Annotated in this window: 27 protein-coding genes; 9 read left to right on the top strand and 18 right to left on the bottom strand. The window is 69.0% G+C overall.

All coding sequences use genetic code 11. The annotated features are described in order from the left end of the window. Window positions 1–3 precede the first annotated feature (3 nt). Window positions 4–1095 (top strand): winged helix DNA-binding domain-containing protein, encoded by a 1092-nt coding sequence (locus FCN18_RS19635; protein ID WP_137095795.1) that lies wholly within the window; start codon window positions 4–6, stop codon window positions 1093–1095. 10 nt (window positions 1096–1105) lie between these two features. On the opposite strand, the gene FCN18_RS19630 is transcribed toward FCN18_RS19635, so the two are convergent. The 3 genes from FCN18_RS19630 to FCN18_RS39795 all read right to left on the bottom strand — a co-directional run bounded on the left by FCN18_RS19630 (window position 1106) and on the right by FCN18_RS39795 (window position 3066). Next, entirely contained in the window at window positions 1106–1681 is a 576-nt protein-coding gene (locus FCN18_RS19630; RefSeq protein WP_137095794.1) for a dihydrofolate reductase family protein, read from the bottom strand. Between the two features lie 84 nt (window positions 1682–1765). Then, window positions 1766–2233, bottom strand: a complete 468-nt coding sequence (locus FCN18_RS19625) for a nitroreductase family deazaflavin-dependent oxidoreductase (RefSeq protein WP_113644768.1) — start codon at window positions 2231–2233, stop codon at window positions 1766–1768. A gap of 617 nt (window positions 2234–2850) precedes the next feature. Continuing rightward, window positions 2851–3066, bottom strand: coding sequence for a hypothetical protein (locus FCN18_RS39795; RefSeq protein WP_137095793.1), 216 nt, complete (start codon window positions 3064–3066; stop codon window positions 2851–2853). Window positions 3067–3238: 172 nt separating this feature from the next. Here FCN18_RS39795 and FCN18_RS19610 point away from each other — a divergent pair, with 172 nt between their 5' ends. Next, the gene (locus FCN18_RS19610) at window positions 3239–4060 is read left to right on the top strand and encodes an MBL fold metallo-hydrolase (protein ID WP_137095792.1); all 822 of its coding nucleotides are present in this window, start codon (window positions 3239–3241) and stop codon (window positions 4058–4060) included. A 905-nt stretch (window positions 4061–4965) separates the two neighbouring features. On the opposite strand, the gene FCN18_RS19605 is transcribed toward FCN18_RS19610, so the two are convergent. From FCN18_RS19605 to FCN18_RS19570, 8 genes are all read right to left on the bottom strand, one after another. After that, the gene (locus tag FCN18_RS19605; protein ID WP_158303139.1) at window positions 4966–6273 is read right to left on the bottom strand and encodes an MFS transporter; all 1308 of its coding nucleotides are present in this window, start codon (window positions 6271–6273) and stop codon (window positions 4966–4968) included. A 120-nt stretch (window positions 6274–6393) separates the two neighbouring features. Continuing rightward, the gene (locus FCN18_RS19600; RefSeq protein ID WP_228714045.1) at window positions 6394–7401 is read right to left on the bottom strand and encodes an amidohydrolase family protein; all 1008 of its coding nucleotides are present in this window, start codon (window positions 7399–7401) and stop codon (window positions 6394–6396) included. A gap of 17 nt (window positions 7402–7418) precedes the next feature. After that, the gene (locus tag FCN18_RS19595; RefSeq protein WP_137095790.1) at window positions 7419–8612 is read right to left on the bottom strand and encodes a lipid-transfer protein; all 1194 of its coding nucleotides are present in this window, start codon (window positions 8610–8612) and stop codon (window positions 7419–7421) included. Further along, window positions 8609–10183, bottom strand: a complete 1575-nt coding sequence (locus FCN18_RS19590) for an AMP-binding protein (protein WP_137095789.1) — start codon at window positions 10181–10183, stop codon at window positions 8609–8611. The genes FCN18_RS19595 and FCN18_RS19590 overlap by 4 nt, the downstream gene beginning before the upstream one ends. Further along, the gene (locus FCN18_RS19585; RefSeq protein ID WP_137095788.1) at window positions 10180–11685 is read right to left on the bottom strand and encodes a bifunctional 3-(3-hydroxy-phenyl)propionate/3-hydroxycinnamic acid hydroxylase; all 1506 of its coding nucleotides are present in this window, start codon (window positions 11683–11685) and stop codon (window positions 10180–10182) included. The genes FCN18_RS19590 and FCN18_RS19585 overlap by 4 nt, the downstream gene beginning before the upstream one ends. A 9-nt stretch (window positions 11686–11694) precedes the next feature. Continuing rightward, entirely contained in the window at window positions 11695–12534 is an 840-nt protein-coding gene (locus FCN18_RS19580) for an SMP-30/gluconolactonase/LRE family protein (RefSeq protein WP_113644776.1), read from the bottom strand. Next, entirely contained in the window at window positions 12531–13460 is a 930-nt protein-coding gene (locus FCN18_RS19575; protein ID WP_112268451.1) for a VOC family protein, read from the bottom strand. Before FCN18_RS19575 ends, FCN18_RS19580 begins: the two co-directional genes overlap by 4 nt. Next, window positions 13457–14314 (bottom strand): fumarylacetoacetate hydrolase family protein, encoded by an 858-nt coding sequence (locus FCN18_RS19570; protein WP_137095787.1) that lies wholly within the window; start codon window positions 14312–14314, stop codon window positions 13457–13459. Before FCN18_RS19570 ends, FCN18_RS19575 begins: the two co-directional genes overlap by 4 nt. Here FCN18_RS19570 and FCN18_RS19565 point away from each other — a divergent pair. Continuing rightward, window positions 14307–15131: a GntR family transcriptional regulator gene (locus FCN18_RS19565; RefSeq protein ID WP_228714044.1), complete on the top strand. Its 825-nt coding sequence runs from the start codon at window positions 14307–14309 to the stop codon at window positions 15129–15131. The genes FCN18_RS19570 and FCN18_RS19565 overlap by 8 nt on opposite strands. Here the strand turns inward: FCN18_RS19565 and FCN18_RS19560 are convergent. Then, the gene (locus FCN18_RS19560) at window positions 15128–15982 is read right to left on the bottom strand and encodes a LysR family transcriptional regulator (protein WP_137095786.1); all 855 of its coding nucleotides are present in this window, start codon (window positions 15980–15982) and stop codon (window positions 15128–15130) included. The two genes, FCN18_RS19565 and FCN18_RS19560, sit on opposite strands and share 4 nt — an antisense overlap. A gap of 70 nt (window positions 15983–16052) precedes the next feature. On the opposite strand from FCN18_RS19560, the gene FCN18_RS39790 reads away from it, so the two are divergent. Then, a complete protein-coding gene (locus tag FCN18_RS39790; protein WP_206077945.1) occupies window positions 16053–16370 on the top strand; it encodes a hypothetical protein in 318 nt (105 codons plus the stop codon). Further along, complete coding sequence (locus FCN18_RS39785; protein WP_206077944.1) at window positions 16367–17119, top strand: SDR family NAD(P)-dependent oxidoreductase; 753 nt, start codon at window positions 16367–16369, stop codon at window positions 17117–17119. The genes FCN18_RS39790 and FCN18_RS39785 overlap by 4 nt, the downstream gene beginning before the upstream one ends. A 104-nt stretch (window positions 17120–17223) precedes the next feature. Here FCN18_RS39785 and FCN18_RS19550 read toward each other — a convergent pair whose 3' ends face one another. From FCN18_RS19550 to FCN18_RS19525, 6 genes are all read right to left on the bottom strand, one after another. Next, window positions 17224–18183, bottom strand: a complete 960-nt coding sequence (locus tag FCN18_RS19550) for a LysR family transcriptional regulator (RefSeq protein WP_158303138.1) — start codon at window positions 18181–18183, stop codon at window positions 17224–17226. 85 nt (window positions 18184–18268) lie between these two features. After that, window positions 18269–20098 carry an AMP-dependent synthetase/ligase gene (locus tag FCN18_RS19545; RefSeq protein WP_137095783.1) on the bottom strand — a complete coding sequence of 610 codons (1830 nt, stop codon included), beginning with the start codon at window positions 20096–20098 and terminating at the stop codon, window positions 18269–18271. 46 nt (window positions 20099–20144) lie between these two features. Next, window positions 20145–20645 (bottom strand): flavin reductase family protein, encoded by a 501-nt coding sequence (locus FCN18_RS19540; protein ID WP_137095782.1) that lies wholly within the window; start codon window positions 20643–20645, stop codon window positions 20145–20147. Continuing rightward, window positions 20638–21417, bottom strand: a complete 780-nt coding sequence (locus tag FCN18_RS19535; RefSeq protein ID WP_137095781.1) for an enoyl-CoA hydratase/isomerase family protein — start codon at window positions 21415–21417, stop codon at window positions 20638–20640. The genes FCN18_RS19540 and FCN18_RS19535 overlap by 8 nt, the downstream gene beginning before the upstream one ends. A gap of 12 nt (window positions 21418–21429) precedes the next feature. Beyond that, the gene (locus FCN18_RS19530) at window positions 21430–22248 is read right to left on the bottom strand and encodes an enoyl-CoA hydratase/isomerase family protein (RefSeq protein WP_112268435.1); all 819 of its coding nucleotides are present in this window, start codon (window positions 22246–22248) and stop codon (window positions 21430–21432) included. Next, window positions 22245–23426, bottom strand: coding sequence for an LLM class flavin-dependent oxidoreductase (locus FCN18_RS19525; RefSeq protein WP_137095780.1), 1182 nt, complete (start codon window positions 23424–23426; stop codon window positions 22245–22247). Before FCN18_RS19525 ends, FCN18_RS19530 begins: the two co-directional genes overlap by 4 nt. Window positions 23427–23572: 146 nt before the next feature. On the opposite strand from FCN18_RS19525, the gene FCN18_RS19520 reads away from it, so the two are divergent. From FCN18_RS19520 to FCN18_RS40570, 4 genes are all read left to right on the top strand, one after another. Continuing rightward, entirely contained in the window at window positions 23573–24340 is a 768-nt protein-coding gene (locus FCN18_RS19520) for a creatininase family protein (protein WP_206077943.1), read from the top strand. Between the two features lie 9 nt (window positions 24341–24349). Then, window positions 24350–24952 carry a TetR/AcrR family transcriptional regulator gene (locus FCN18_RS19515; protein ID WP_112268431.1) on the top strand — a complete coding sequence of 201 codons (603 nt, stop codon included), beginning with the start codon at window positions 24350–24352 and terminating at the stop codon, window positions 24950–24952. A 196-nt stretch (window positions 24953–25148) separates the two neighbouring features. Further along, a complete protein-coding gene (locus FCN18_RS19510) occupies window positions 25149–26447 on the top strand; it encodes an MFS transporter (RefSeq protein WP_112268428.1) in 1299 nt (432 codons plus the stop codon). 335 nt (window positions 26448–26782) lie between these two features. Continuing rightward, a complete protein-coding gene (locus FCN18_RS40570) occupies window positions 26783–26905 on the top strand; it encodes a hypothetical protein (protein ID WP_267285369.1) in 123 nt (40 codons plus the stop codon). Window positions 26906–26991: the final 86 nt, after the last annotated feature.

The raw sequence follows: 26991 nt of genomic DNA, 5'->3' as shown, positions 1-26991 counted from the left end.
CCGATGACCGTTCTGGACAGGCGAGCCCTCAATCGCGCGACACTGGCCCGGCAGCTGCTGCTGGAGCGCAGCGAGCTGCCCGTGCTCGACGCCGTCGCGCACCTGTGCGGGCTGCAGGCGCAGGAACCCCAGGAACCGTTCACCGGGCTCTGGTCACGGTTGCGCGCGTTCGACCCCTCGGCGCTCGATGAGCTGCTGACCGGGCGGCGCGTGGTGCGGACCCACCTCATGCGCCGCACCGTGCACCTGCTCGCGACCGAGGACGTCCTCGCCTGGCGGTCCCGGCACGACGCCATGCTGCGGCAACGGGTGCTCGGCGTCTACCGCCGCGAGCTCGACGGGGCGGACCTCTCCGAGCTCGCGGCGGCGGGGCGGGCGGTGCTGGCGGACGGCGAGCCACGCTCGATGCCCGAGCTGGCGCGGGCGCTCGCCGACCGCTGGCCGGAGCCCGGGCACAGGGCGCTGGGCGAGATGCTGGTCGGCGCCCTGATCCCGGTGGCGCAGCTGCCGCCGCGCGGGCTGTGGCGCACCACGGCCGGAGTGCGCTACCTACCGCTGTCGGCGTGGCTCGGCCGGGAGGTCGCCCCGCCCGCCCCGGACGGCACCGACCCGGTCGGCGTGGCGCTGGTGCGGCGGTACCTGGCCGCGTTCGGCCCCGCGGCCTCGGCCGACCTGCGGGGCTGGTGCGGTCTCGCCGGGCTGCCTGCCGCGGTCGCCGCGATCCGCGACGAGCTGGTGTCCTTCCGGGACGAACGCGGCCGCGAGCTGCTCGACCTTCCCGGCGCTCCGCGCCCGGATCCCGATACCCCCGCCCCGGTGCGGTTCCTGCCCGCGTTCGACAACGCGATTCTCGGCTACCACGACCGCGGACGGATCATCGACGACGCCCACCGCGGACTGTCGGTCGCGGGTGCGCGCGTGGTGCTCGTGGACGGCCGGGTCGCCGCGACGTGGGACGCCGAGGATCTCACCGTGGTCGTCACGCCACTGCGCCGGTTCTCGCGCGCCGAACGCACCGAGGTCGCCGAAGAGGGAAGGGAGCTGGCGGCGTTCCTCTCCGACGGCGAATCCCGGCGCGTCCGGGTCGGCGGGTGACGGGGGCCGGTCAGCGGACGACGTCGTAGACCAGCTTCTGGATGCCGTTGCCGTAGGACTCGCTCTCGAGGAGCTTCAGGTTCTGCTTGTCCTTGTCGGTGTCGCTGAACAGCCGCTTGCCGGCGCCGAGCAGCACCGGGAAGACGAGCAGGTGGTAGCGGTCGATGAGGCCGGCGTCGGACAGGTTGCGGTTCAGGTTGGCGCTGCCGTGGATGCTGATCGGCCCGCCCTCGGTCTCCTTGAGCGCGGCGACGTCGTCGAGCGAGCGGAGGATGGTGATCTCACCCCAGTTGGTCACCAGGTCCTCCTCCTTCAGCGTCCTCGACACCACGTACTTCGGCATCGCGTTGTAGCCGGGGAACTCCTCGGTCATCGTCGGCCACACCGGCGCGAACGCCTCGTAGCTGACCCGGCCCAGCAGCATGGCCGTGGCCTCGCCCTGCTCGCGGCCCTTCAGCTCGTAGGCCGCCGGGTCGAACTCGATTTCCTGGAAGGTCCAGCCCGAGTTCCGGTAGCCCGGCTCCCCGCCGGGTGCCTCGACCACGCCGTCGAGCGAGACGAACGCGGTGGAGATCAGGGTGCGCATGGATTGCTCCTTGGTCCGGTTGACGTGCTTTCGTCAGTGCATCGAACACCAGTCGCCGAATTCGACACCTTCCGCCCGGAAAGTTCACTCCGGGGCGGGCTCGAGGATGACCACCGCTGTTTCTCCTGGTCGCCGCGCCGCGAAGGCGTCCAGTTTCTCGTCCAGCTCGCGCCAGCGGGCCCAGAGCCGCTCGCGTTCCTCGCCCGCGGCCGCCCGCCCCCGCACGCGGCGCGGCCCGTCGACCAGCCTGACGGTGGCCTCGGGCCTGGCCTGCAGGTTCAGCCACCACGCGGGCTCGGCCGCGCCCCAGCCGTTCATCGCGAGCGTGTAGACGTTCGGACCGTCGGGCAGGTAGGCGAGGATCACGCTGCGCTCCTCGCCGGTCCGGCGACCGATGGTGGTGAGCCGCATGGTGCCCCACCGGCCGGGCTTGGGCGGCCAGAGTCCCTTCCGGCCGCGGGTGACGCGGTAGACCGCGCGGTGGACCTTCCAGGCCAGCCGGATGAACCACCTCGGTGGCAGGCGTGGCGATCGCTCGCGTTCGTCGGACATGGCACCCCCGGCGCTCGTGGTCGGGCCGACCGTAGCCAGCCTCGACCAGCGCGCAATAGGGTCTCAGGTCCCCACCTCGGGCGGGTGGCCGTAGTCGCCGGTCTGGTCGTCGTTCCCGGTGCAAGGGGACGCCCGCCCGCAAGGAGGCGAATGCGGCACGGCCGGCGATCGAGGCCGAGCAGCGCGGGTGCCGGGTGTCACGCCGGTCCCCCATCGTGTCCCCTCGGCGATCGACATCGGCGAACGCCTGGAAGTGCTCAACGACTACCCGATCCCGCCGAACTGCACCCCCGTTCGCGCCGACCTGGATCAACGAGATCGTCCGCCGACAGCAGGACAAGCTGGCAGGTTCAGCGAGGCCGAGCGCAACGCTTCTCCCGATGAGCCCTCACCTCGGCAAGATCCCGCCAGGTCGGCCTACTGCTTGGCTGGGGATCGCTGGCCACCCACGCGCCGACCTCGCGGCCGAGGAACTCGGCGCATACCCTCGTCGACCAGACCGTCCACAGTGTCCGCACTGCTCACGACGGGCACGCACCACGCGTGGGTGCGGGGCTCGGCGTTCATTCCCTTGCCGAGCACGACGGGACCGACAAGATCAGGTTCGGCATCCGGTTCTACGTCACCGTGCGGGCGACCGAGCAGGAGGCGTAGGTCGTGTCGAGCACGCGCTCCAGCCAGCCCGCGTCGGTGAGTTGCCCGCCCTTGTCCTGCCGGTCCAGGATCGCCCGTCGCGGCGCGGTCCCGGTGGGATGTGCCAGCGGTTGTGGCCGCCCGAGGCGGTCGCCCCCCGCCTCGGCGCCAGGGTCACGGGAACACCACGGCCCGTTCACGGGGAACCAGAACCGAGCCCGTCACCTCGGATCGCGCCCCGCCGCGTTGGTCAGGCATTCACCAAAGCAGCCGATTCCCGGGTCACTACTTCAAATGTGCCGGGCGGTGGGTGGCGGCCAGCGCGCTTCCCCGCGCTCACACTGGACTGGCACTCAGCACAGGGAGCGAGACATGAACATTCACCGCATCGGCTCAGCCGTCACCGTGCTCGGGGACCAGCTCGAAGTGCCCGGCATCGGCTTCCTCGACGTCAACTCGTTCGTCCTGCACGCCCGCGAACCGGTTGTCGTCGACACCGGCCTCGGACTGCCCGACCGGGACTTCCTGAACGACCTCGGCACGGTGATCGACCCCGCCGACGTCAAGTGGATCTGGCTGACGCACCCCGACCGCGACCACACCGGAGGGCTGTTCAGCCTGCTCGAGGCCGCGCCGAACGCACGTCTGGTGACCACCTACCTCGGCGTCGGCATCATGTCCACGGAACACCCTGTTCCACTGGATCGCGTCTACCTGCTCAACCCCGGCCAGTCACTGGACGTGGGCGACCGGACGCTCACCGGGTTCCGGCCACCGCTTTTCGACAGCCCGGCGACGGTCGGTTTCTACGACGACAGCTCGGGGATTTGCTTCAGCTCCGACTGCTTCGGCGCACCCCTCCCCACGGCCGACCTCGCGGCCTGCCCCGACGTCCGCGACATCTCGGCGGACGCGCTGCGGGCGGGCCAGCTGCTATGGGCGACCGTCGACAGCCCGTGGGTACACAACGTCGACCGCGACCGCTTCCTCGCCACCCTGCGCCCGCTGCACGACCTGAATCCGCACGCGATCCTCAGCACCCACCTGCCTCCCGCCATCGGACGTTCCGCCGAGTTGCTCGACACGATCGCGCGAGCCCCAGAGGCAGACCCCTTCGTCGGGCCGGACCAGCTCGCGCTCCGGGAGATGCTGGCCGGCTTCGAACCCGCCGCCCAGCAACCGGCCGCGCACTGAAACGTGGAGTCCTCAGAGGACCCGGCGCAACCGTCACACCGTCATCGGCGGCCAGCGCGATCATCCGGGTGATGTCGACCCGTGGGGGGTATCCCTGCCGAGCACCGAACGGTTCCCGAGCTGGCGCCGGGTGTCCTCCGTGAGCACTCCCGCGGTCGCTTCGGTGTCAGTCGCGCCGGCAGCCACGGTGTTGACCGTGACCGCGATGCGCGCGACCTCTCCGGCGATCTGCCGGCCCGAGCGTGTTCAGCGCGGCCATCGCGGCGGAGATGGAGTGAACTGTCAGCTGGGACCATCCTCGCCCGCGGCCCCCAGGACTCTGGTGCCGATGGCACCGACACCTCGGCCGCGACCCGGGCGATCGTCCACGACTCGGCCATCCGCCCGCCGCAGCCCGGCAGCTCGCCGGACCTGATCACGGACGGGTGGGCGAGTCATCCGCCGACGACTAGCGGTGGGCCGATGTCGGCGGACTCAGAGGCGAGATGGATCTCGGTAGCCTCTTGAACGGCCCGAACGGGATAGCGCGCTGCTTGTCGCCCTTGCCGATGACGCGGAACAGGTCCACCTTGAGGTCGCGTGTCACGTCGGTCCACGAAGGACTTTCCGGAGCACGTGGCGAGCAACGCGCAGACGGCGTCGTCGGGCACGACGGGGACGAGTCGTTTCGGCACCTTGGGTTGCGACTTCTGTGACAACGCCGTGGCCGAAGTTTTCTGGCCCGGCATGCAGATTGAGCTAGTCGACCGGCAGCGCACACCCCGCGCTGGACTGGATGAGTCCCGTAGAGTTCGAAACCACCGCTCGCCAGTCAGGTCTGGTCTCCTCCCGGCAAGAGCGTGAACCGGGGCAATATCCAAGGTGTCCGGGCAGAGAGCCGAGCTCATTTTCGGTGAACGAGGTACTCACTCAGCTGTCCGCGCCGGTCGCCGTACGGCCGGCGGTGCTGTGTCGCGACGCAGTCGGCGGCGATCGTCGGCGCGAAGCAGGAACGCGGCGGCGATACCGACGGCGACCGGTGCGCCCATCGCGAGAAAGATCATGTCGATGGTCCAGCCGGCGGTCAGCATGAGCCCGCCGAGAAGACCGCTCGCCAGGGTCCCCAGTCGGCCCGCTCCGTTCGCCCAACCCATGCCGGTTGCCCGAGCGGCGGGCGGATAGGCGAGCGCTCCGATGGCGTTCAGTGCGGCGCTGACGCTCGCGAGAGACAGACCGAGCCCGAAGACGACCAGCAGCAGGCCGGCGAACCCGAACGTGAAGGCGGCGACCACGAAAATGCCGGCCAGGCCGAGCGCCCACAACGACGCGACGACCAGAAAGCGGTCGAACCGTTTGAGCGCGAAGGAGACCAGCGCCTGGCCGATGAAAGCACCCCAGCCGAACGTGCCGATGATGACTCCGGTCTGCGCGGCGCTGAAGTTCTGCTGCCGGACCATGAGCGGTAGGTAGTTGAGGATCAGGAAGGCAACGCCCAACCCGATGAAGAAGGCGAGCCAGAGCAGCACGGTGGTGAGCGCGAAACGCCGCGACAACACGGTGGCAACGCCGGAGACGCGGCGGAGTGATCCTGTTCCGGCCGGTGCCGCGAAAGACACTGTGGACAGGTCACGACCGGGTACGAGGGTTGCCAGTGCACTCCTGACCTCCGCGATCGGACGCCCTCGGGCGATGAGTACGCCGGGTGAATCCGGCACCAGTAACACGATCGGCGGCACCAGGAAGAGCGGAGCGAGACCACAGGAAACCAGCAGGGCGGGCCAGCCCCACACCGGGATGATCGCCGAGGCCAGGAATCCGCCCACGATGGTGCCGACGGCGACGCCGCAGAAGGCCAAGGACACCATTTGCGCGCGGCGCCCGCTGGGAACGGCGTCGGCGACGACGGCCAGCAGGACCGGGACCGTGCCACCGAGACCGACACACGCGGCGACGCGAAGGATCATCAACGGCTCGATCGACGTCGTGAGCCCCATCGCCGCTGTGGTCGTCCCGAACAAGACCATACCGACGACGACGGTGCTTCTTCGGCCGTAGCGGTCCGCGAACGGCCCGGCGAGCACGCTGCCGATCGCCATGGCCAGCACGCCGGAGGTGACGGTGGCGGTGATCGCACCTAGCGAGGTACCCCAATCGCGGACGATCTCGGGATAGACGAAGCTGGCGATGCTGATGTCGAGCCCTTCTGTGACCATCGCGAGGAAGGTGAGCAGCACGACGACGCGTTGCCGGCGACTCATGCCTCCCGCGGAATCAAGGAACTCCTGCCAGGTTTGTCTGGGTTTCGGAGCAGTGCTCATATCGGTTCCCTTCGTTGGGCCCGGACTACCTGTCGGTCAGGAGAGTGCGAACACCCGCTCCGCGGTGCGGTGACTGATGTTCGCGCGCTGGGTTCCGGTGAGCGGGGCGTCCCTGAGGAAGGCGACCGCGTGCCCTGGGTCCTCGTACGGGGTGTCGATGGCGAACATGATGTTGTCGTCGCCGACCGCGCGAAGTCCGAGGCCGAGGACGTCCGCGTCGTCGATCCCGCTCGTGGTGAGGACGAAGTTGCGCCGGAAGTACTCACTGGGCGTGAGGTCCAGTTTCGGCATGGGAGTGGCAGCGCCCGAGACCTGTTGCGCGAACGCGTGCCGGTTGTCGATACGCCGGAGCCAGAACGGGATGCCTTCGCCGAGATGCCCGAGCACGATGGTCAGGTCCGGGTTGCGGTCCAGGGTGCCGCTGAGGATGAGCCGCATGGCGTGCAGCCCGGCTTCGGCCTGGTAGCCCCAGATCGCTCCCGACATGCCGTGGTCCAGGTATGGACCGCCCATGCTGGGTATCCGCGGGTGGAGGTAGATGGGTGCCCGGTTGGCTTCGGCGGCGTCGAGCAACGGGGCGAAGAACGGTTCGTCGAGGTACCGCCCCTCTGTATGCGAGTTGATCATGATGCCGCTCAGGCCGAGCGGTCCCGTGATCCGCTCGATCTCCTCGGCGGCGGCTTTCGGATCCTGCGGGGCGACCGTGCCCAGACCGGCGAATCGCGCCGGTCGCTGTCGCACGATGGTGGCGAGGGAGTCGTTGAACTCGCGGGCGAGCTCCGCGGCGACCGCGGCCGGGTACGGCTGGACCCCGGGCGGGTTGAGGCTGAGCACCGCCATGTCCTGGCCAAGAGCGTCCATTTCCTTCACGCGCGCGTCGAGGTCGACAAGTCGGGACCGCATGGGTTCGGCCCGCTCGACACCACGCATGAGCACCATCTCGGTGCGGTCGCCCGGTAGCACCTCGGTTTCGTGCGCGGCCCGCAGGAAGGTCGCGGTGGTGAAGTGCTCCTCGACAGCGATGACACGGTTTCCGGCGATCACGGTCCCACTCCTTCGGATCAGGACACGCGGCGGTACACGGTCACGACGGCAGCTCCACCGAGCCCGAGGTTGTGCTGGAGAGCCGCGTCGGCGCCCTCGACCTGACGCCTGCCGGCATCCCCGCGCAGCTGCCAGGTCAGCTCGGCGCACTGGGCGAGACCGGTGGCGCCCAGGGGATGCCCTTTCGCGATAAGGCCGCCCGATGGGTTGACGACCGGCCCGTCGCCGCCGTAGGTGGTGGCCGCACGCTCGACGAGCAGGTGCCCCTTCCCCTCCTCCGCGAACCCGAGCGCCTCGTAGGTGATCACCTCGTTCGTGCTGAAGCAGTCGTGCAACTCGCACACATCGACGTCCTCAGGCCCGATGCCGGCCTCGCGGTAGGCGCGATTCGCCGCCTCCCGCGACATGTGGGAGCCCACGATGCGCATGCAGTCGGTATCGTCGCTGAAGCTCGACTCGAGGTCGGTGACCATGGACTGGCCGGTGATCTCGACCGCCCGGTCCCAGCAGTGCGCGCGTTCGACGAAGCGTTCGGAGACGATCACCGCGGCGGCCGCGCCATCGGAGGTGGGCGAGCACTGGAGCTTGGTCAGTGGATCGTAGATCGTCCGCGAGTCGGCGATCTCGTCCATTGTGTACTCTTCTTGGAACTGAGCGTACGGGTTGTCGACCGAGTGTTTGTGGTTCTTCCAGGCCACCCAGAGGAAATGATCGGGTGTCGAGCCGTATCGGGCCATGTGGTCGCGGCCCGCGTTCCCGAACATCTCGGGGCCGAACGGCACGGCCTCGCGAGGATGGATCTCCGCCATCCGGTCGAGGTGACGCCCGAGCGGGTTCGTCCGGTCCGTGTACATGGCGGCGAGCGAGCCGGGCTTCATCTTTTCGAACCCGACCGCCAGCGCGCAGTCGGCAACGCCGTGCGCGACGGCTTGGCGAGCCAGGAAGAGCGCTGTGGACCCGGTCGCGCAGTTGTTGTTGACGTTGACGACCGGGATACCCGATACGCCGAGTTCGTAGACGGCTCGCTGGCCGGCTGTGGAGTCACCATAGACGTAGCCGGCGTAGGCCTGCTCGACCTGTTCGTAGCTCACCCCGGCGTCCCGCAGCGCGGCCGTCGCCGCCTCGCGTACCCAGTCCGGGTAGTCGCCCGGCTTGGTCCCGGGCTTCTCGAACTTCGTCAGGCCGACCCCGATCACGAAAGTGCGCATCATCCCATCTCCTGCCGGTCCCATGCGTCCTGAATTCCGATCTCTCTGAGGGAGTACTTCTGGAGCCGTTGTGTCGCGGTCTTCGGCAGCCGCTCGACGAGCCGGACGTAACGGGGCACCATGAACGCGGCCATCCGTTCCTCGCAGAACTCGATGAGCTCAGCGCAGTCGAGGTCGTCTCCGTTCTGGACGACGACAACCATGACGTCCTCCTCCCCCAGTTCGGAGGGAACTCCGATGACCGCACTCTCCCGCACCGACGGGTGCGCGTTGACGATCCGCTCGATCTCGAAGGAAGAGATGTTCTCGCCGCGCCGGCGAATGGAGTCTTTGAGCCGGTCGAGGAAGACGACGTACCCGTCCGCGTCGCGGCGGCCGCGGTCCCCGGTGTGGAACCAACCGCCGTTCATCGCCGTGCGCGTCGCCTCCTCGTTCTTGTAGTAGCCCAGGAAGATCGTGGCCGGTCGTTTGCTGCGGATCGCGATCTCTCCCGGTTCTCCGTCTGGCTGTGTCATGCCGTCCGGCCCGACGATCTTGACCTCTGACCAGCTCGTCTCCTTTCCGATCGTGCCGGCTCTGATGTCCTCGGGAGGGTTGGCCAGGCAGAATGTCGCGCTCTCGGTGAGCCCGTAGATCTCGAGGATCGTGAGGTCGAACCGCTTCTCGAAGCGACGCCAGAGCTCCGCGGGCGCGGCCCCGCCGATCGCGAGCCGGAGCGGGTTCCGTGCGTCGTCGGGGCGCTCAGGCTGTTTGTAGAGCATGGTCAGCATGGCCCCGATGTAGTTGAACACCGTCGCGTTGTGCTCTCGAATGTCGTCGAAGAACGCCGATACCGAGAAGCGCGGAGCCACCACCATGGGCCGTCCCGAGACCAGCGAGCCGACTACGGTCAGCGACTGCGCGTTCGCGTGAAAGAGCGGAAGGCTCGTGTACAGGACGTCGTCCTGCCGGATCCGCACGTACCGCCGGGTGAACTCGTGCGCCGCGACGGCGAAGGAGTTGTGGCAGTTCATCACGCCCTTGGGCAGTCCCGTGGTGCCCGAGGTGTACAAAATGGACGCGAGGTCGGCCGGTTCCACCGCGCCGGGCTTGGCAGCAGGATGGGCGCCGGTCAGCAGTGCGGTCAGAGATCCGTACCCGGACGGTGGATCGTCCTCACCGCGGACATATCGGTGCCGTGGCCCGCGGCCGACGGGGACCGCGGCGCTCAGCGTCTGCACCAACGGTTCGTCCACCGCGATGAACTCGGCCTCGCTGTGCTCGACGATGTAGCGCAAGCCGTCGCCCCGCAGCCCGGAGTTGATCGGAACGAACACGGCACCGAGAAGGGATGCCCCGAACCAGATGTCGAGGAGCTCGGTGGAGTTGGGAAGCAGCGTGGCGACCTTGGCTCCCCGCTCGATCCCCAGGGACGCCAGCGCGGCCGCCGCTTGTTCGGCCGCGGCGAGCATCGCCGCGAAGGTCCGGGTCTCCCGGTCGAACGTCAGGCACCGGGATCCGGGGCTCAGCTCCGCCCGGGCGCGAAGGATGTCCGGGAGGGTTGTCGCCTCGTCCGGGTCACCGACGTACCTCACGGCTGTGCCCGCTCCGTCAGCTCGGTGTCGAGGCGGGCGACCAGCGCATCGAGCTGCGCCGCGGTCGCCGCGGTGCCGAAGAGGTAGCGGTCCGGCCGGATGACGATCGCGACCGTGTCGAGGCTCTTCAACCAGCTCTTCGACTCGTCGGAGTCCGCCACGATGACTTCGGCGTTCAGCGACCGCAACGTCGCCTGTGTCGCCTCGCCAAGCTGAGCGACGCAGTCCTCGGCGGCCACCACCGCGAACCGGTAGCCGGCCACATCGTCGATGCGCTGACCGCTCGCCAGTCTCGGTTGCGCGCTCAGCCGTCCGGCGAACTCGTCGTCGCCGGCCCAGATGCCGGCCCCGAGCTGCGGGCGCAGAGTCTCGCGCTCCGTGACAGGCACGTCGGCGCCCTCCTCCGGCGCCTGCGGTTGCATCGCCTCGATCTCGTTCGCCATCTGCGCCGCGAGCTTGACGAACTCGGTCATGTGCGGCTTGCGTTCCGTCTCGTAGGTGTCCAGGATTTCTCGCGGCGACTCACCTCGGACGACCCGCCCGAGCTTCCACGCGATGTTCATGGCGTCCCGGATGCCGGAGGCCATGCCCTGGCCGAGATGCGGCGGCATCTCGTGCGCGGCGTCTCCCGCCAGGAAAACGGCCCCGGACCGCCACGGCTCGGCGACCACGGCGTCCCACTCGTAGACGTCCGCGCGGAGAACCCGGTACTCGTCCGCGCTCAGCCACGGCGACAACAGCTCGTACACATGATCGAGCCGCTCGAACGCCGCCGTGTCATCGTCGTGGCGAAGTAGCTGCTCGAAACGCAGCAGCGGTTCCGCGGTGGCGAGGAAAGTCAACGGGTTGCGAATTCCGCCCTGGATGAACGCGTCGCGCCCGGCGAGGCTCTCCTTCTGCACGAAAGGCAGGATGTCTACGATCAGCGAGCGATGCGTTGCCCCGTAGTCGGTCTGCGTGCAACCCAGCTGCTCGCGCACGAACGAATTCGCGCCGTCACAGCCGACGAGGAACGACGCCGTGAGTTCATGTTCCTCGCCTGTCGCCCTCTCGCGCAGCCGAACCCGTACGCCGTCGGCGGAGCTGGTCAGCTCGATCGCGTCCCAGCCGAAGAAGCTGGTGGTTTCCGGATGGTTGTGCGCGTGCCCGCGCAGCACCGCCTCGAAGTCGGGCTGGTGGAACATGTAGTCCGAGTGCCAGCCTTGGTCCGTTATCCCTTTGTTGAAGGGGAATTCCATCACCGGCCGCCACTGCGGGTCATAGAACCGGTACACGCCCGAGAGCGAGAACCGCTCTTCGAGGTGCCCGAGGCCGAGCGTCTGGAAGGCACGCATCGTCTCGTCGTCAAGGTGTGTCGCGCGGGGAAACGCTCTGGGGACCCGAGCGGGGTCGATCGCGGCGATCCGCAGCCCTTCCATGGCCAGCAGCCGGGTCAGCGCCAGACCCGTGGTTCCGCATCCGATGACCGCTACATCAACGTCGTCGGTGGTGTGCCTGGTCATTTCCTCACCTCAGGTTTGCTCGTTCTTGGTGATGACGACGACCGAGGTCGTCACCGTCCGGGATTTCACGGCGTCGAGGAGCGGTGCTCCGTGGGTGTCGGCCACAGTCGCGATCAGTGCGCCGTCGTCGCGCAGGCAGCAGGCGATGGGCAGCAGTGGCGCGGTGGACACCGTCTCGTGGATCTCGCCTTCACCGGCTCGCACGATCGCCTGTGCGCTGGTCGTCGCCACCCACACGCCGTGCTCGGCGGGCCAGAGCCCGTCCGGGTGAGCTCCGGGGCCGACCAGCGCGGCCAGGTCGGCATAGGTTCGCCGGCCACCGAGCGTTCCGTCGGCGAGCACGTCGAACGCGGTCAGACATCGGGCCGCCGTCTGGGCCACGACCAGGGTCCGGCCGCCGTCGATGAGCGCGAGCCCATTCGGGAACTCAACGTCCTCGGCCGCGACCGCGGCGCTGTGATCGGACCGGACCAGGATGATGCGACCCGGTACCGGCGCCTCGCCCGCGGCGGCGTTGAAGGCGACGTCGTCGACGTAGAGATTGCCCTGGGCGTCACCGATCATGTCGCCCAGCGGACCGGCCGCGATACCGCCGAGGTCCACATAGGACCGCCACTGGCCGTCTGCCCACTCCCCGACCCTGCGTTCGTGCGTCATCGCACCCACGAGCCGGCCGTCGGGCAGGAACCACAGCCCGTTGGACGGCGAGTCGAGACCGGCCGAACGCCATTCGCCGGAGGCGTCCGTCCACAGCCGCGCGCCCAGGGTGTCCGACAGCCACAACGCTCCGTCATGCCAGCGGGGGCCTTCGCCCCAGGCCATGCCCGTCGCGTACTGCCGCATGGTCATGGTGCGTCGTGTGCGCCGATCATCAGCGCCGCGAGGTCCTCCGGTTCGATGAAGGACGGCGGGAGCGGCGGCCCCCAGCTCAGGAAGCTGTGCGCGCGGGTCCCGTCCCAGACGCTGGGCTTCCACAGCGCGTCGTCGACGACGCAGTCGAGGTCCGAGTAGTACTCGCAGAAGTTGCCTGCCGGATCCCGGAGATACCAGAAGAAGTTGGATCCGACGGTGTGCCTGCCGAGTCCCCACACGTGCCGCTCGGGATTGTTTTCCAGCATCTGCATGGCGCCCCGCCCGACCTCGTCCACGTCGTCGACCTCCCACGAGGTGTGGTGGACGAAGTTCACCGGCGCGCTCTGGATGAGAATGTTGTGATGATCGGTGGAACACCGCATGAAGGTGGCGACACCGGTGATCTCGTCGCTGACCTTGAGCCCGATACCGTCGGTGAAGAACCGCTGGCTCGCTGCCTGGTCGGTGGAGCCGATCACCACGTGACCGAGCTTGCGAGGACGAACGCGGCCTTCGCGGAGCACGCTCGGCGCCCGGGTCGCGCCGCGGTCGTCCCGGCCGGGTCCGTTGTACGGAGTCGCGGGCGCCGCCGGTTGTATCATCCGCGCCGTCACGGCGACCTCGACCCGGACACCGGTCGTCGGCTCAGCGGCCACCAGCCGATGGTCGTCGACGACCGCCTCGATGCCCAGGCGCGCCAGCCTGGAGGCGATGCCGCGTAGATCGTCGGGACTGTCGGCGCCGATCGACAGTTCGAGCAGCCGCCGCGTCGGCGCGTGCACGAGCCGCAGCTGGCGGCCACCGTCGCTCGTCGCGAACCAACCGCCGCCTTCCCTGGCCAGTCCGAATTCCTCGTAGTAGGCGCCGGTCTGTTCGAGCGCCGGTACCCCGATCGTGACCGAGTTGAGCCGGTGCAAGCTCATGACGCGCTCCTTTCCGCGGCGGCGACGAAGCTCTGCCGGATGCTTCCGATTCCCTCGATGTAGGAGACGAGCTCGTCCCCTGGGGCCAGGAACTGTGGTGGTGTGCGGACGGCACCCACGCCCGCGGGCGTGCCGGTGAAGATCACGTCCCCGGGAAACAGCGTGGTGACCCGGGAGAGTTTCTCGATCAGGACATCGATGGGAAAAACCATGCCGGACGACCGCGCTTTCTGGACCGGCTCGCCGTTGAGCAGGCAGCCCATCTCCAGGTCGGCCGGGTCGGCAAGCTCGTCTGGAGTGACCAGATACGGCCCGGTCGGGCTGAACCCTGGAAACGACTTGCCGAGGCTGTACTGCGCCGGTGACCCCACCAGCTGCAGGCCGCGTTCGGACAGGTCCTGACCGACCGTCAAACCAGCCACATGTCCCCAGGCGTCACGGGCCGCGACGTGTCGGGCCGTCCGGCCGATCACGACGACGACCTCGACCTCCCAGTCCACCGTTCCCGGTGGTAGCTCGACCGCGGAGTCGGCCCCCGCGAACGAGGACACGTACTTCGTGAACACCGCCGGCTCCTCCGGCACCGCCAGCCCGGCTTCCTCGATGTGATCGAGATAGTTCAGCCCGACGGCGAAGACTTGCCGCGGATGCGGCGAGGGTGCCCCCAGCTCCTCAGGCGCGAAGCCTGCCCGGTCCCCGGCCGCGGAAGCAGCCCAGTCCACAAGGTCGTCCCACTGCTCATACAACCCGGGAAAGTCACACCCGATGCGGTGCCCGCTCGCCTCGTGGATATCGATGCCTTCAGCATCACCCGTGATCAACCACGGCCGTCCCCGAACGTTTCCGATGCGCAACGTCGCTCCTTTGCTGTCGCTGCTTCGTTGGGTGACAGCCACTCTGCGTGGCGCAGATTCTCATGTCAAGCAAAGTTTCAAAAGTTTTGCCGATCGTCGCAGACCGGGTAAGGTTTCACGCATGGTGAAGCGGGGCGGGTCCGGCACCCGGGCGACCGAGGCATACGAGCGGCTGCGGCAGGACATCTTCATGGGGCGGTTGGAGCCGGGACAGCGGCTCAAGTTCCCCGCGTTGTGCGCCGAATACGAGACGAGTGCGGGGGTCCTCCGTGAAGCACTCACCAGACTGGCGGCCGAACGGCTGGTCACACCGCAGCCCCATCAGGGGTACGCGGTCGCATCGTTGTCCGTGGGCGAACTGACCGATCTCACGGCGGCACGCGTGGAGCTCGAAGCGCTCACGTTCCGGCAGTCGATGATCTCCGGCGACGACCGGTGGGAGGCCGAGGTGGTGGCCGCCCACCACCTGCTGTGCCTCCGCGAGCGCGAAGCCGAGGGCGGCGTACGCGGGGACGCCTGGTATCTCGCGCACGAGGCGTTCCACGCCGCGCTCGTGTCGGGCTGCGGCAACAGGCGCCTCATCGCGATCGCCCAGGGCTTGCGCGCCGAGACGGAGCTGTACCGGCGCTGGGCGGCTCCCTTGAATGCCGAGCACGATCGTGACCCGGCCGCCGAACATCAGGCTCTCGCCGATGCCGCCCTCGCCCGTGACGTCGACCAGGGCGTGACACTGCTGCGCGATCACATCGCGTTCACCACGCAGATGCTGCTGAGCCGGCTGGGCGCCGATGACGAGCCCGAGTTCTCCGCAAACTAGAGCGCCGGGCGGCGCTCGCCCTTCGCGGTGAGCGCCGCCGCCACGAACGAGGCGACGAGGGGACGGCGGTCCAGCTCTGCCCAGGCCAGGACGACCTGGCTGGCGGGGGCGTCGGCGACCGGGACGCAGACGATTCCCGGCGGCACGGGTTCGACCAGAGAGCGCGGCAGCATCGCGATCGTGCGGCCGAGCGCGATCAGCTGAATCAGCTGGGGCACGTCCACCAGCTCCGGCCCGGTTCCGCCGCCGGGCACGCCTTTCCAGCGCGGCATCGTCTCGTGCTCTAGGTCGGCCAGCCGCACCTCGTCGCGCGAGGCCAGCCGGTGATCGGCTGGGAGAATCGCCACGCGGTCCTCGACATGGAGCGCCTCATACGCCAGCCCCGTGAGGTCGTCGAACGGCGCGTACAGGAGTGCCAAGTCGGCCCGGCCGTCGCGCAGATAGTCAGCGCGGTCGGTGGCACCACCGAAGAGGATGTCGACCCGGCGGGCATCAGGCTGCTGGGCGTATGCGGTGAGTATCCCCGACAGCAGGTTCGCGTCGCCGCCGGGCTTGATCACCAGCCGCAGCTGCGCGTCGGCGTCACCAGCCTGCCGCGCCTGCTGTACCGCGACGCTGACGGCGTTCAGCGCGTGGCGGCCGTGATACAGCAGGGCTTCTCCCGCCGCCGTGAGCGAGACTCGTCTGCTCGAACGCAGGAGTAGCTGCACCCCCAGCCGCTCCTCGACGCGCCGGATCGCTTTCGACAGCGCCGGCTGAGCGATCGACAAGCGGACCGCGGCACGACCGAAATGCAGCTCCTCCGCGACGGCGACGAAGTAGGCCAGCTCGCGCGTTTCGACCTCAACCATGCCTATAGGTTATCGCCGGATGTCGAGTCGGTCTTGGACTCCGTGCGGTTGTCGCTGATTGAATCGGTTCGTGCTCAACCACACGATGATTGTCTCCTTCGACCAGCCCATCCCCGATGCCGAGCTGGATCAGTACCTGAAAGACATCGAAAATCTGATGCTGGGCTCCGGCCACGTCCAGACTTTCTCGGCCCGGCGCCACATCCGCGTGCCCACGGACGACCACAGTCCCGTCTTCGTCGCCAGCGCGATTGTTCAGCTCGGAGTCGGCGACCTCGACGCGCTCAACGCGGTCTTCACGGTGCCCGGCGCCGAGGACCTCATCCAACGCTGGCAGTCGCGATATTCCTACAAGGTCGTCTGGATCAATCACGAGGCCCTGTCGTGAGGGACTTCGCGGGATTGGTCGGGCTGGTTACTGGCGCCGGCAGCGGAATCGGCCGCTCGAGCGCGCTCGAGTTCGCCCGGCGCGGGGCCGCGGTCGGCGTGCTCGACCTGAACGAGCACGCAGCCGCCGAGACGGCACGACTCATCACCGAAGCCGGCGGCACGGCCCAAGCGATCACCGTCGACATCGGCGACGAACCATCCGTGCGGGCGGCCGTCGACCGGATCTCGGCGGCCTACGGTGGGCTGGACTTCGCCTTCAACAACGCGGGTGTTCCGTCCACCAACCGGCAGCTCACCGCCATGCCAAGCGACGAGTGGGAGCACGTCATCCGCGTCAACCTCACGGGCACGTTCCTGTGCATGAAGTACGAGCTACCCGCCCTCCGGCGCCGTGGCGGTGGTGCCATCGTCAATACCGCCTCCAACGGCGGGCTGTACGCGATCCCGCGCGCCCCGGCCTACGTCGCCAGCAAGCACGGCATCGTCGGACTCTCCAAGGCCGCCGCGGTCGACTACGCACCGGACAACATCCGCGTCAACGCCCTCTGCCCCGCCCTCACCCGCACGGAGATGTACGAGAGTGTCGCGGCAGGCACCGACATGACCGCCCAACAGGAAGCACTCACCCCACTCGGACGCCTCGCCATCCCGGACGAAGTCGCCGCCGCCGCGGTCTGGCTCTGCTCCACACAGGCTTCCTACGTCACCGGCATCGCCCTGTCGGTCGACGGCGGCCGGCGGGCATAAGCGTCGACAAGGTGTACGGCTGGCTCATCCTGCGGCGCTGCCTCGTCGTGTACGGACCGCGGTAGCTGTCAAGCGAGAGAACCCCCGGCCCGGGGCCGTCCTCTTCAGACGGTCCCGGGTGCACAGCCGGCCGCTTCGCCGCGAACGCGGGAGACTCCGCGAGGCGTGTCGACCTCGGCCGCGCGCACGAAGTCCAGGAATCGAGCCGAGGCGGGCGAGAGAGCTTGGCCGCGGCGGTACACGACACCGGTGACCCTGGTCGCGTCCGGTGATTCCAGGGGTATCGCCACGAGACCGTCCAGGCTGAACTCCCGCAACTCCAGCGCGGGCAACGCCGCCACACCCACACCCGCCCGCAGGAGCCCGCCGATCGCCGCCACGCACGGGGCGTCGAAATGCCGGCTCACCGGGATCGAGCGCTCGCCGAACATGGCATCGGTCCTCGCGCGGATGCTGGTTCCCGGCGGCGTCGCGACCACCGTCTCGCCCCCGAAGTCCGCCCACGAGAGGGAATCCCGCACCGACCAGCGATGGCTGTGGTGCGCGACGCCGTAGAACTGCTCCCGCAGCAGTGGCGCGAAGCAGAAGCCGTCCGGCAGGTCCCCGCCGTCGCTCAGGCCGAGTTCGACGGTGCCCGCTTCGAGGTTCCCGCGCACTTCGGCGGCGTCCGCGTCCCTGATCTCGAACGTCACCTCGGGGTGATCCGCCATGAATTCGCGGATCAGGTCCGGCAGCACCACCGCTGTCAGCGACGGCAGTGCCGCCAGCGCGACGGTTCCGGACTGCGCCGCCACGAAGGTCAGGAAACGTCGCAGCTGGGTGTCGAGCTCGTCCAGGACCGTGCCGGTCATGAGCAGGAAGGCCCGTCCCGCCGAGGTGGTGTCGAGCTGCCGGGTGGTGCGGTCGAACAACCGCACCCGCAGGAGACGCTCGACCTCCTTGATCCTCCGGCTCAGGACGGACTGGGAGATGTGCTCGGCTGCGGCCGCCTTGGTGAAGCTGCCGGACTCGGCGACGGCCTGGACCGCTCGAAGCTGCTGCAGGGTCAAGTCGGGAACCGGCATGGCTTCACCTCCTGCCGCCCACGCTCGGTAGGCGTGACGGGGGCCGTCCGTGGCGGGAGGGACACCGCCGCGGCCCGGCCTGGCCCTAGCTCGGCTTTGAACGCACGTGATCCGCGATCGCCGCATCGTCGTTCGCGCCGTACATGTCTTCGATCAGCGCCGCGAACGAGTTCACGACGGCCGTGCGTTTGATCTTGCCGTTCGCGGTCCGCTCGCCGCGCTCGACGTCCAGGGGCCGTGGCAGCACGCGAAAGTCCTTCAGCTGCTCCACCCGCGCGAGGTCCGCGTTGACCCTGGCGACCTCGGCCCGCAGCCGTTCGACCACCGCGTCAGGGGACGGGGCGTCCGTGCTCGCGCTCGGCTCGAGCAGGACGGTGAGGTACTTGCGCGCATCGCCGACCACAATCGCCTCGTCGATCAGCGAGCTCTCCTTCAATCGGGTCTCGATGGGCTGGGGGTTGATCGTCTTGCCGCCCAGGGTGATGATCACGTCCTTCTTCCGGCCGATGAGCCGGATGTCCCCGTGCGGTGCGCGTTCCACCAGGTCACCGGTGTGGAACCAGCCGTCCCGCAGCACGGCCTCGGTCTCCGCCGGGTTGCGCCAGTACCCGGTGAACAGCAGGGGTGCGCTGATCAGCAGTTCACCGTCGTCCGCGACCTTCACCTGGAAGCGCGGGTCCGGGAAGACCCTGCCGATGAAGCCGGGACGCGGGAACGGCTGGCCGAAGTGCGCGACAGGACATCCCGCCGTCTCGGTGAGACCGTAGTTCTCGCGGAGATCGAGACCCCAGATCTGCCAGATCGCGAGGACGCTCTCGGGCATGGCGGCGGACGCGGTGTAGGCGACGCGGAGGCGGTCCAGCCCGGCGGTCGCCCGCAACGGCAGGAAGACCGTGCGAAGCGCGGCGGCGTAGGCGATCCGCATCGGCACCGACGGCCTGCGGTGGGACCAGCGGCGCTCGGCCACCCGGCGGCCGACCCACATGGCCGCGTCGTAGGCGCGGCGCCGGAACCAGGGCCAGGACTTGGTTCGCGCGATCAGCTCGCCGGCGAGCTTCTCGTAGAACCGTGGCGGCCAGAGCGCCGACGTCGGCCGCACGGAGCGCAACACGTCCTCGTAGGCCTCGATGCGGCAGTAGGTGACCACCAGCTTGGTCAGCAGTGGGGTGAAGACCAGCACCAGCGCCGGCGCCACGTGTGCCAGCGGCAGGAAACCCACGACGTCGTAGCGGCGGTCGGCGATGTCCGGGTACAAGCCGGCGAAGCTCTGGATCGCGTGTTGCAGCGTCCGGTGCGTGTGCGTGACGCCCTTCGGAGCTCCCGTGGACCCCGACGTGTAGAAGAGCACGGCAGCGTCGTCGAGTGATCCGGCGGCGACCAGTTCGGACAGTCGGTCCGGGTTCTCGCCGGCGTGCCGAGCTCCGTCGTCGCACAGCGCGTCCCAGGTCATCGCGGTTACCGGTTCGGGTAGCGCCGGCGGGGCGTCGTCGATGCCGAGCACGAGGCGCAACGACGGTGTGCGCGCGGCGATGGCCGCGACCTTGGTGAGCTCCGTCGCCGTCTCGCCGAGGAAGGCGACCGCCTCGCTGTGCACGAGGAGCTGCTCGATTTCCGCGGCCGAGTTGGTCGGGTACACGCCGATGACGACGCCGCCGACGCTCTGCACCGCCAGCGCGGCGAACACCCATTCCGGCCGGGCGCTGCTCATCACCGCGACCCGGTCACCACGCCGCACACCGTGCGCGGCGAGACCGAGTGCGAGATCGCGTACGCGGTTCGCGTAGGACCGCCACGTGATCGACTGCACGACCCCCTCGCGGGAGTAGCGCATCGCGACGGTGTCGGGTTCCCTGCCCGAGCGGTCGACGAGCAGCCCCGGAAGCGTCCGGGTCGGTTCGAAGTTGGTCAGATCCATGACACGGCCTCTCTCGCAGACCCGGGGCGCCCGGGCCCGATGGCGTTCACGCAGCACTCTCCCCGATGCGGAGGAAGTCACCCCGATACCACATCACCGGCTCGCCGTCCCCCGTCCGCGCGTCGTGCACACGGCCGATGAGGATCACGTGGTCTCCGCCCGGTACGGCTCGCTCCAGTTCGCACCGGATGACTGCCGCCGCGTCGGGCAGCAGCGCGATGCCCTGGTCGTCGAACTCGAATCCCGCGTCCGCGAACTTGTCCTCCCCCTTCGTCGCGAACCTGACCGCGAGCGCGGCGTGCGCCGGCGTCACGATGTTGACGACGAACCGTTGAGCCGCGGTGAAGACGGGGAAGCAGTCGGCGCCGCGGTCCAGGCACACCAGCACCAGAGGCGGGTCCAGTGACAGTGCCGCGAAGGAGCTCGCGGTGAACCCGTGCGGCGTGCCCGCCTCACTCCGCGTCGTCACGATCGTCACGCCCGAGGGGAAGCGGGCCAGCGCCGCGCGGAAGGCGGCCGGGTCCAGCCCGGGAACCGGGTCAGCCATTCCACGCCTCCCTGGCGGCACGGGCGGCGGGGTCGGCGAAGACCGTGCACGCGTCGGAAACCGTGACGCGGAGCTGCTCTTCGGGAGTCCAACTGGCCGTTTCCGCCCGGAGGGTCCGTTTCAGCGCGGCGAACACGGCGGGTGGTTTCGCCGCCGCCGCGCGCGCGTCCGCCGTCGCGATCGACAGCAGGTCCTCCTGCTCGACAACGTGGTCGACGATGCCGAGCGTCGCCGCGCGGGACGCGTCGACGGGCTCGCCGCCCAGCAGGAGACGCCGGGCGGCACGCTCACCGAGCGCCGCGCGCACCCGGGCGATCCCCTTCACCGCAGGCAACATCCCGTGGTTGATCTCGGGGAAGACGAACCGGGCGTGCCGGGATGCGTACACCACGTCGGCGAAGAGCGCCATTTCGATGGCCCCGCCGACGCACCACCCGTTGACCGCACACACGAGCGGCCGCGGGAAGGTGTCGAGTGCGCAGAGCAGCGCGTGGAACGAGCTCATCCGCTCGGCCATCGACCCGGCGTCGTAGCCAACGGCTTCCTTGATGTCGCCGCCTGCGGAGAAGAACCGCTCGCCGGCTCCTGTCAGGACCACAGCGGGGGCGTCCGGGCGGCGGGCGAGGCTTTCCAGCGTCGAGGTCAGTTCGCTGACGACCGTGTTGCTGAGCGCGTTCGCGGGCGGGTGGTCCAGGGTGAGGACCACCACACCGTCCACTTCGTCGGAGGCGAGCACAGCGGCGAGCGCCGCGTCGCGCGAGGCTGAGGTCATGCTCCTGTCCGATCAGTTCGCCGGCGCGCCGGCGGGGCGAGCGGAGGGGAAGTCGACGGGACGCTTTTCCCGGAACGCCTGGCGTGCTTCGGCGTAGTCGGCGCCGGCGAAGTCGAGGATCTCGAGCGCCGCGGACAGCTCGTGCTGGGGCACCGCGTTGGTGAGCCAGGTGTTGAGCGCGCGTTTGGTGAACCGCAGGGCCTGCTGGGAACCGCGTGCCAGCTGGGACGCGACCTCGAGGGCGCGGGGCAGGACCTGCTCGCGGGGCAGGGACAGGCTGACGAGCCCGATCCGCTCGGCCTCGGCGCCGGTCAGTTTCTCGGAAGTGAGCACGTAGTACTTGGTCTTGGCCATACCGACGAGCAGTGGCCAGATGAGCGCGGCGTGGTCGCCAGCGGTCACGCCGACCTTCGTGTGGCCTTCGATCAGCACCGCGTCGTCCGCGGCGATGCTGATGTCGGCGAGGAGTGCCGTGGACAGGCCGTAGCCGACGGCGGGACCGTTGATCGCGGAGATGATCGGCTTTTCGATGCGCAGGACGGTCGTCACCCGCTTGCGTTCGGTCTCCAGCATCGCCAGCGCCTGTTCGGGTGTGGGATCGGGCTGGGCGACGTCCATCCCGGTGCAGAAGGCCTTGCCTGCTCCGGTGATGACGACGACCCGCGTGTCGTCGTCGCGCTCGACGTCGGCCCAGATCCGGTTCATTTCCTCGAACATCGGCAGGGTGAGCGAGTTGTAGCGGCTGGGGCGGTTGATCGTGATCAGCAGGACGCCGTCGTCGTGGCGCTCGACGAGGACGTTTCCCGTGCCGTGGTTGTACAGGTCGCTCATCGCACGGACTCCTTCTCGATCAACAGGTTCTGTTCGGCCTGGAACTTGCGCAGCGCCTCTTCGTGCGCGGGGCGCGCGGCACGAATGTCGGCGAGCACGTCGTCGGCGGGGCGCACCACGTTGCGCGGGTGTTTGAACTGAGGGATCACGTATTTGCCGAACAGCTCGATCGAGCGCAGGAGCTGTTCGTGGGGAAGGCTGTCGACGCGCAGCACGAGGGCGTCGACGCCCATGTCCACATACCGCTGCACGTGCTCGATGCAGTGGTCGGGGTCGCCGACGAGGAAGCCTTGCGAGCGCTCGAACATGTACTCCTCGTCGTCGAAGTCGACGTCCTTGACCGCGCCCATGTACGCGTAGTCCTTCGAGAGCGTGGAAAGCCGCTCGTAGGCATCGGTCGAGAGCTTGGCCATGTCGAACAAGGGCTTCGCCTCCCGGCGCGCCGACGCCGTGGTCTCGGCGCAGTGCATGCCACCGCTGATCGTGACCATCTTGCGCGGCGTGATCGGGTGCGGGTGGCTGGTGGCGGCCAGGGTCTCGTCGTAGAGCTTCAGCAGGTTCTCCACGAGGTCGAAACCGAGGTAGAAGCCGCCCATGATGGCTCCGATGCCCAGCTCGGCGGCGGTCTCGACCGAGCTCGGGCTGCCGGTGGCGGCGGAGATCGGCGGGTGGGGCCACTGCAGGGGCTTGGGCACCAGGCTGCGGGGCGGGATCTTGTAGTGCTCGCCCACGAAGGAGAACGGATCGTCGAGGAACGCACGGCGGATCAGCTCGACGCCTTCCCGCCACTGCGCTTTGTTCTCGGTCGGGTCGACCTCGAACGCGCGCAGCGCGAGCGTGGTGTTCCCGCGTCCGGTCCCTAGTTCGACCCGGCCGTTGGACAGGATGTCCGCGGTCGCGATGCGCTCCGCGACGCGCAGCGCGTGGTTCATCCGGGTCGGCAGGAGCGTCACCAGGTGGATGAACCGGATGCGGTTCGTGAGCGCCATCAGGTACGGGTAGAGCACCTCCGGAGCGGAGACCGTGGCCGTGCCGATGGCGACGTGCTGCTCGGAGCTGCCGAAGGCGTCGAAGCCGACCCGCTCGGCGAGCAGCACCTCGTCGATCAGCTCCCGGTAGCGGTGCTCATGTGTGAGACCCACCGGGGTGTCACCTTCGGACATGAGGATGAAGTCCATGCCGCCCCTTCCATCGAATGTTATTAGCCGATAACGTAGGGCGCGGATTCGTCCTGGTCAAGACTCGAGAGGGAGGAAGTTGTGTTATTCGTCAGTAACTTTGCCTGGCGGCGGCCGAGCGGGCACCGGAGGAGGTGCGGTCGCCCGTGAGCGAGCTGCGGATCGAGCACCTGACCTCGCCCGACATCGCCGACGCCATCGCGAACGGCATGCGCACGGCCGTCTTGCCTCTCGGCGCCACCGAGCAGCACGGCGCGCATCTCCCGCTGTCAGTGGACAGCGACCACGCCGACCGGCTGGGTGTGCTGGTCGCCGAGCGGCTCGGCGACGCGCTCGTGGCGCCGACGATCCGGATCGGCTGCTCGTCGCACCACCTCGGCTTCGCCGGCACGCTTTCACTGAGGGCCGAAACACTCGAAGCGGTGTGCCTCGACTGCTGCACGAGCCTCGCCGGGCACGGCTTCCGCCGGGTGCTCATCTTCTCGGCCCACATCGGCAACTACCCGTTGCTCGCCGGCATCGAGCCGAAGCTCGCCGCGCGGTTGCCCGCCGGCGTGGAGGTCATCGCCTTCGCGGACTCAGCGGCGGTCCTCGCCGCGTGGCGAGACGCCGCTCACCGGGTCGCCGGCCTCGCCGGCCACGTCGGGGGCCACGCCGACATCGCCGAAACGTCGATCATGCTGGCCGTCCGGCCGGACGCCGTCCGCAGCGAGCGGGCCGCCGCCGGCTTCCCGGGGCCCATGACCGTCCAGCTCCTGGCTCGGGTGTTCACCAACGGCGTCGCGGCGGTCGCCCCCAACGGCGTGCTCGGAAACCCGGACGGCATGTCCCCCGAGCTGGGCTTCGAGTGCCTGAACGCGGTCGCCGACCTGCTGGTTGAACACGCCACAACACGTTATCGGCCTCTCACCTAGACTGCGCCCATGACGAGCGCACGATCTCCTCGGCCCGCATCGCCGCGATCGTCCCGGCGGGAGACGCTGATCAAAGTCGCCGGCGAGTTATTCCACGAGCGCGCCTTCGACGCGGTGACCACCGAGATGATCGGCGCGCGCGCCGGGGTGACCGGGCCGGCGCTCTACCGGCATTTCCCGAGCAAGCAGGCGTTGCTCATCGCGGTGCTCGAGGATCCCCTCAACGACCTGCTGGCGAACGCGCGCGAGACGGCGGCCGCGGTCAAGGACCCGCGCGAGGCGCTCGAAGCCATGATCGACTACCACGTCACCCGCAGTCTGCGGAACGTTCCGTCCACATTGGTGTTCCTGAAGAACGAACACAACGTGCCCGAAGACGAACGACACCGAATGCGCCGCCTGATGCGCCTCTACGCCGAGGAGTGGAGCGCGCTGGTGGAGCGGCTCCGGCCCGACCTGTCGGACGCCCAGAACCGCGTCCTGACCCACGCCGTCTTCTCGATGATCAACTCGGTCCCGCAGTTCAACAGCGGCCTCGATCCCGAGAGCGTCGGGAAGACGATCCGCACCGCCGCCATAAACGCGTTGCTCGTTCCGCCGGACACCGTCTGAGACGGGCCATGCCCGTTCCGGGCCCATTCTTGTGAGATTCGCAAAAGTCCAGTCATCTCAGCGCATTGCGTGTCCGGGCACGGCAGTTCAGAGTCAGTGGATGCGCCGGCGTCAGTGACGCCGAACCTTCCGCGTGATCGCTGCCCGTTGCCCTACCGCCGATCACGACTTCGCTCTGTTGTGACTAGGAGAGTCAATGACGACTGCTCGAAACACCGACGCGACGATCAGTTCGAGGTCTGCCCGGCGGGCATCGCTCGCCGGCGGTGTCGGAACGCTCATCGAGTACTACGACTTCAGCGTCTACGGGTTCCTGGCGCTCACCATCGGACCGTTGTTCTTCCCCAGCGACAACCCGACGATCTCGACCTTGTCCGCACTCGCGGTGTTCGCCTCGTCCTACATCGTCCGCCCGCTCGGCGGCTGGGTGTTCAGCCGGCTCGGCGACCGCCGGGGCCGCCGGACAGCCCTCGTCGCGACGATCGTGTCCATGGGTGTGGCGTCCGGCGTGATCGGCCTGCTCCCCACCTACGGGCACATCGGAGTCGCCGCGACCATCGCGATCATCGTCGCGCGACTGGCTCAGGGGCTCGCCGCCGGGGGTGAGATCGGCGGCGCGGCGACCTACATCGCCGAACTGGCACCGCCGGGCAGGCGGGGGTTCTACGGCTCGACGATCTCGATCGGCTCCACGCTCGGGTTCGCGGTGGCTGCCGCCGTCGTGGGGCTGGTCCGGCTGCTGGTTCCCGCCGACCAGATGTCCACGTGGGGCTGGCGGATCCCGTTCCTCCTCTCGCTGGTCCTCACGGTGGTGTGCCTGTGGGCTCGCCTGCGGGTCGAAGAGTCGCCGCAGTTCCGGGAACTGAAGGAGAAGGCCGCGATCGTCCGCAGCCCGCTGCTGGCCGCCCTGCGCAGCCACCCGCTGTCGGTCGCCCGTGTGGCGGGCCTGGCCATCGCGTTCAACGGCACCGGCTACTTCGGCGTGGCCTACTTCGCGATCTTCCTGCAGCAGGAGGGATTCTCCGCCACGGGCGTCGTCTGGACCTCGGCGTCGTGCATCGCACTGGCGACCTTGACCTACCCTTGGGTGGGCAAGCTGACGGACCGCTACGACCGCAAGCCCGTCCTCCTGGCGTCCTACGTCGCCTTCGCCGTCCTCGCCTGGCCGATCTTCGCAGTGCTCATCGCGGCGACCAGCCTCTGGGTCGTCGGGGCCGTCTACCTGGTCTTCATGTTCTTCACCGGGTGGGCGCAGGTGCCCGCGTGGCCGCTGGCCACCGAGCTGTTCCCGGCGAACGTGCGTTACTCGGGCATCGCGATCGGCTACAACCTCGGGGTGATCATCGGGGGTGTCACGCCACTCGTCGCCGCCTCGCTCGTGGCCGCCACCGGGAGCCGGACCAGTCCCGTCTACTGGATCCTCGCCGTGACGCTGATCGGCGTGATCACCGTCGCACGGCTGCCGAAGACCGCGTCGAAACCGCTGCCTCGCTGAACCGTCGCCGCCCGTGATCTCCAGCCCGAGCACCCGCGGGGCAGGAGATCACGGGTGCCGGCCACTACTCTGGCCCACCGAGACAGCCACCGAACGCGCCCTGCCGCACCGGCGCCTGGTCGAGGCGATCGCCGCCCGGGACGAGGTCGGCGCGCGCCACCACGCCAGCGAGATCGTGAAGCTCACCGAGACCGGGACGGAGCGAGGGCGGTGACCGGCTCGAGGACCTCACACGCCGAGCGCGCCGCGGCCGAAACGGTTGTCCCGCCTCGGCTTTCCGCCGGCCTCGTGATGGCGATCCTGGTGGCGGAGAACCTGCACGCGACCTTGACGGTGTGGGCACGCTGCTGCCGGCCATCGAGCAGGACACCGGGCCGGCCGCGTCCGCGGGTGGCGTGCTGAGCACTCTGCCGCTGCGGGTGCTCGCGGCCACTTCACCTTTCGTCGGGCGCGTCTAGAACCGGGTCGGCACCGCCCGTCTCCTCGTGGCCGCCCTCGTGGTGCTGGCGACCGGCACGGTGATCCGATCGCTTCCGTCGATCGC

Source organism: Prauserella endophytica (assembly GCF_005146945.1).
GTDB lineage: Bacteria > Actinomycetota > Actinomycetes > Mycobacteriales > Pseudonocardiaceae > Prauserella_A > Prauserella_A endophytica.
This window is presented reverse-complemented; position numbering and strand designations above follow the sequence as displayed.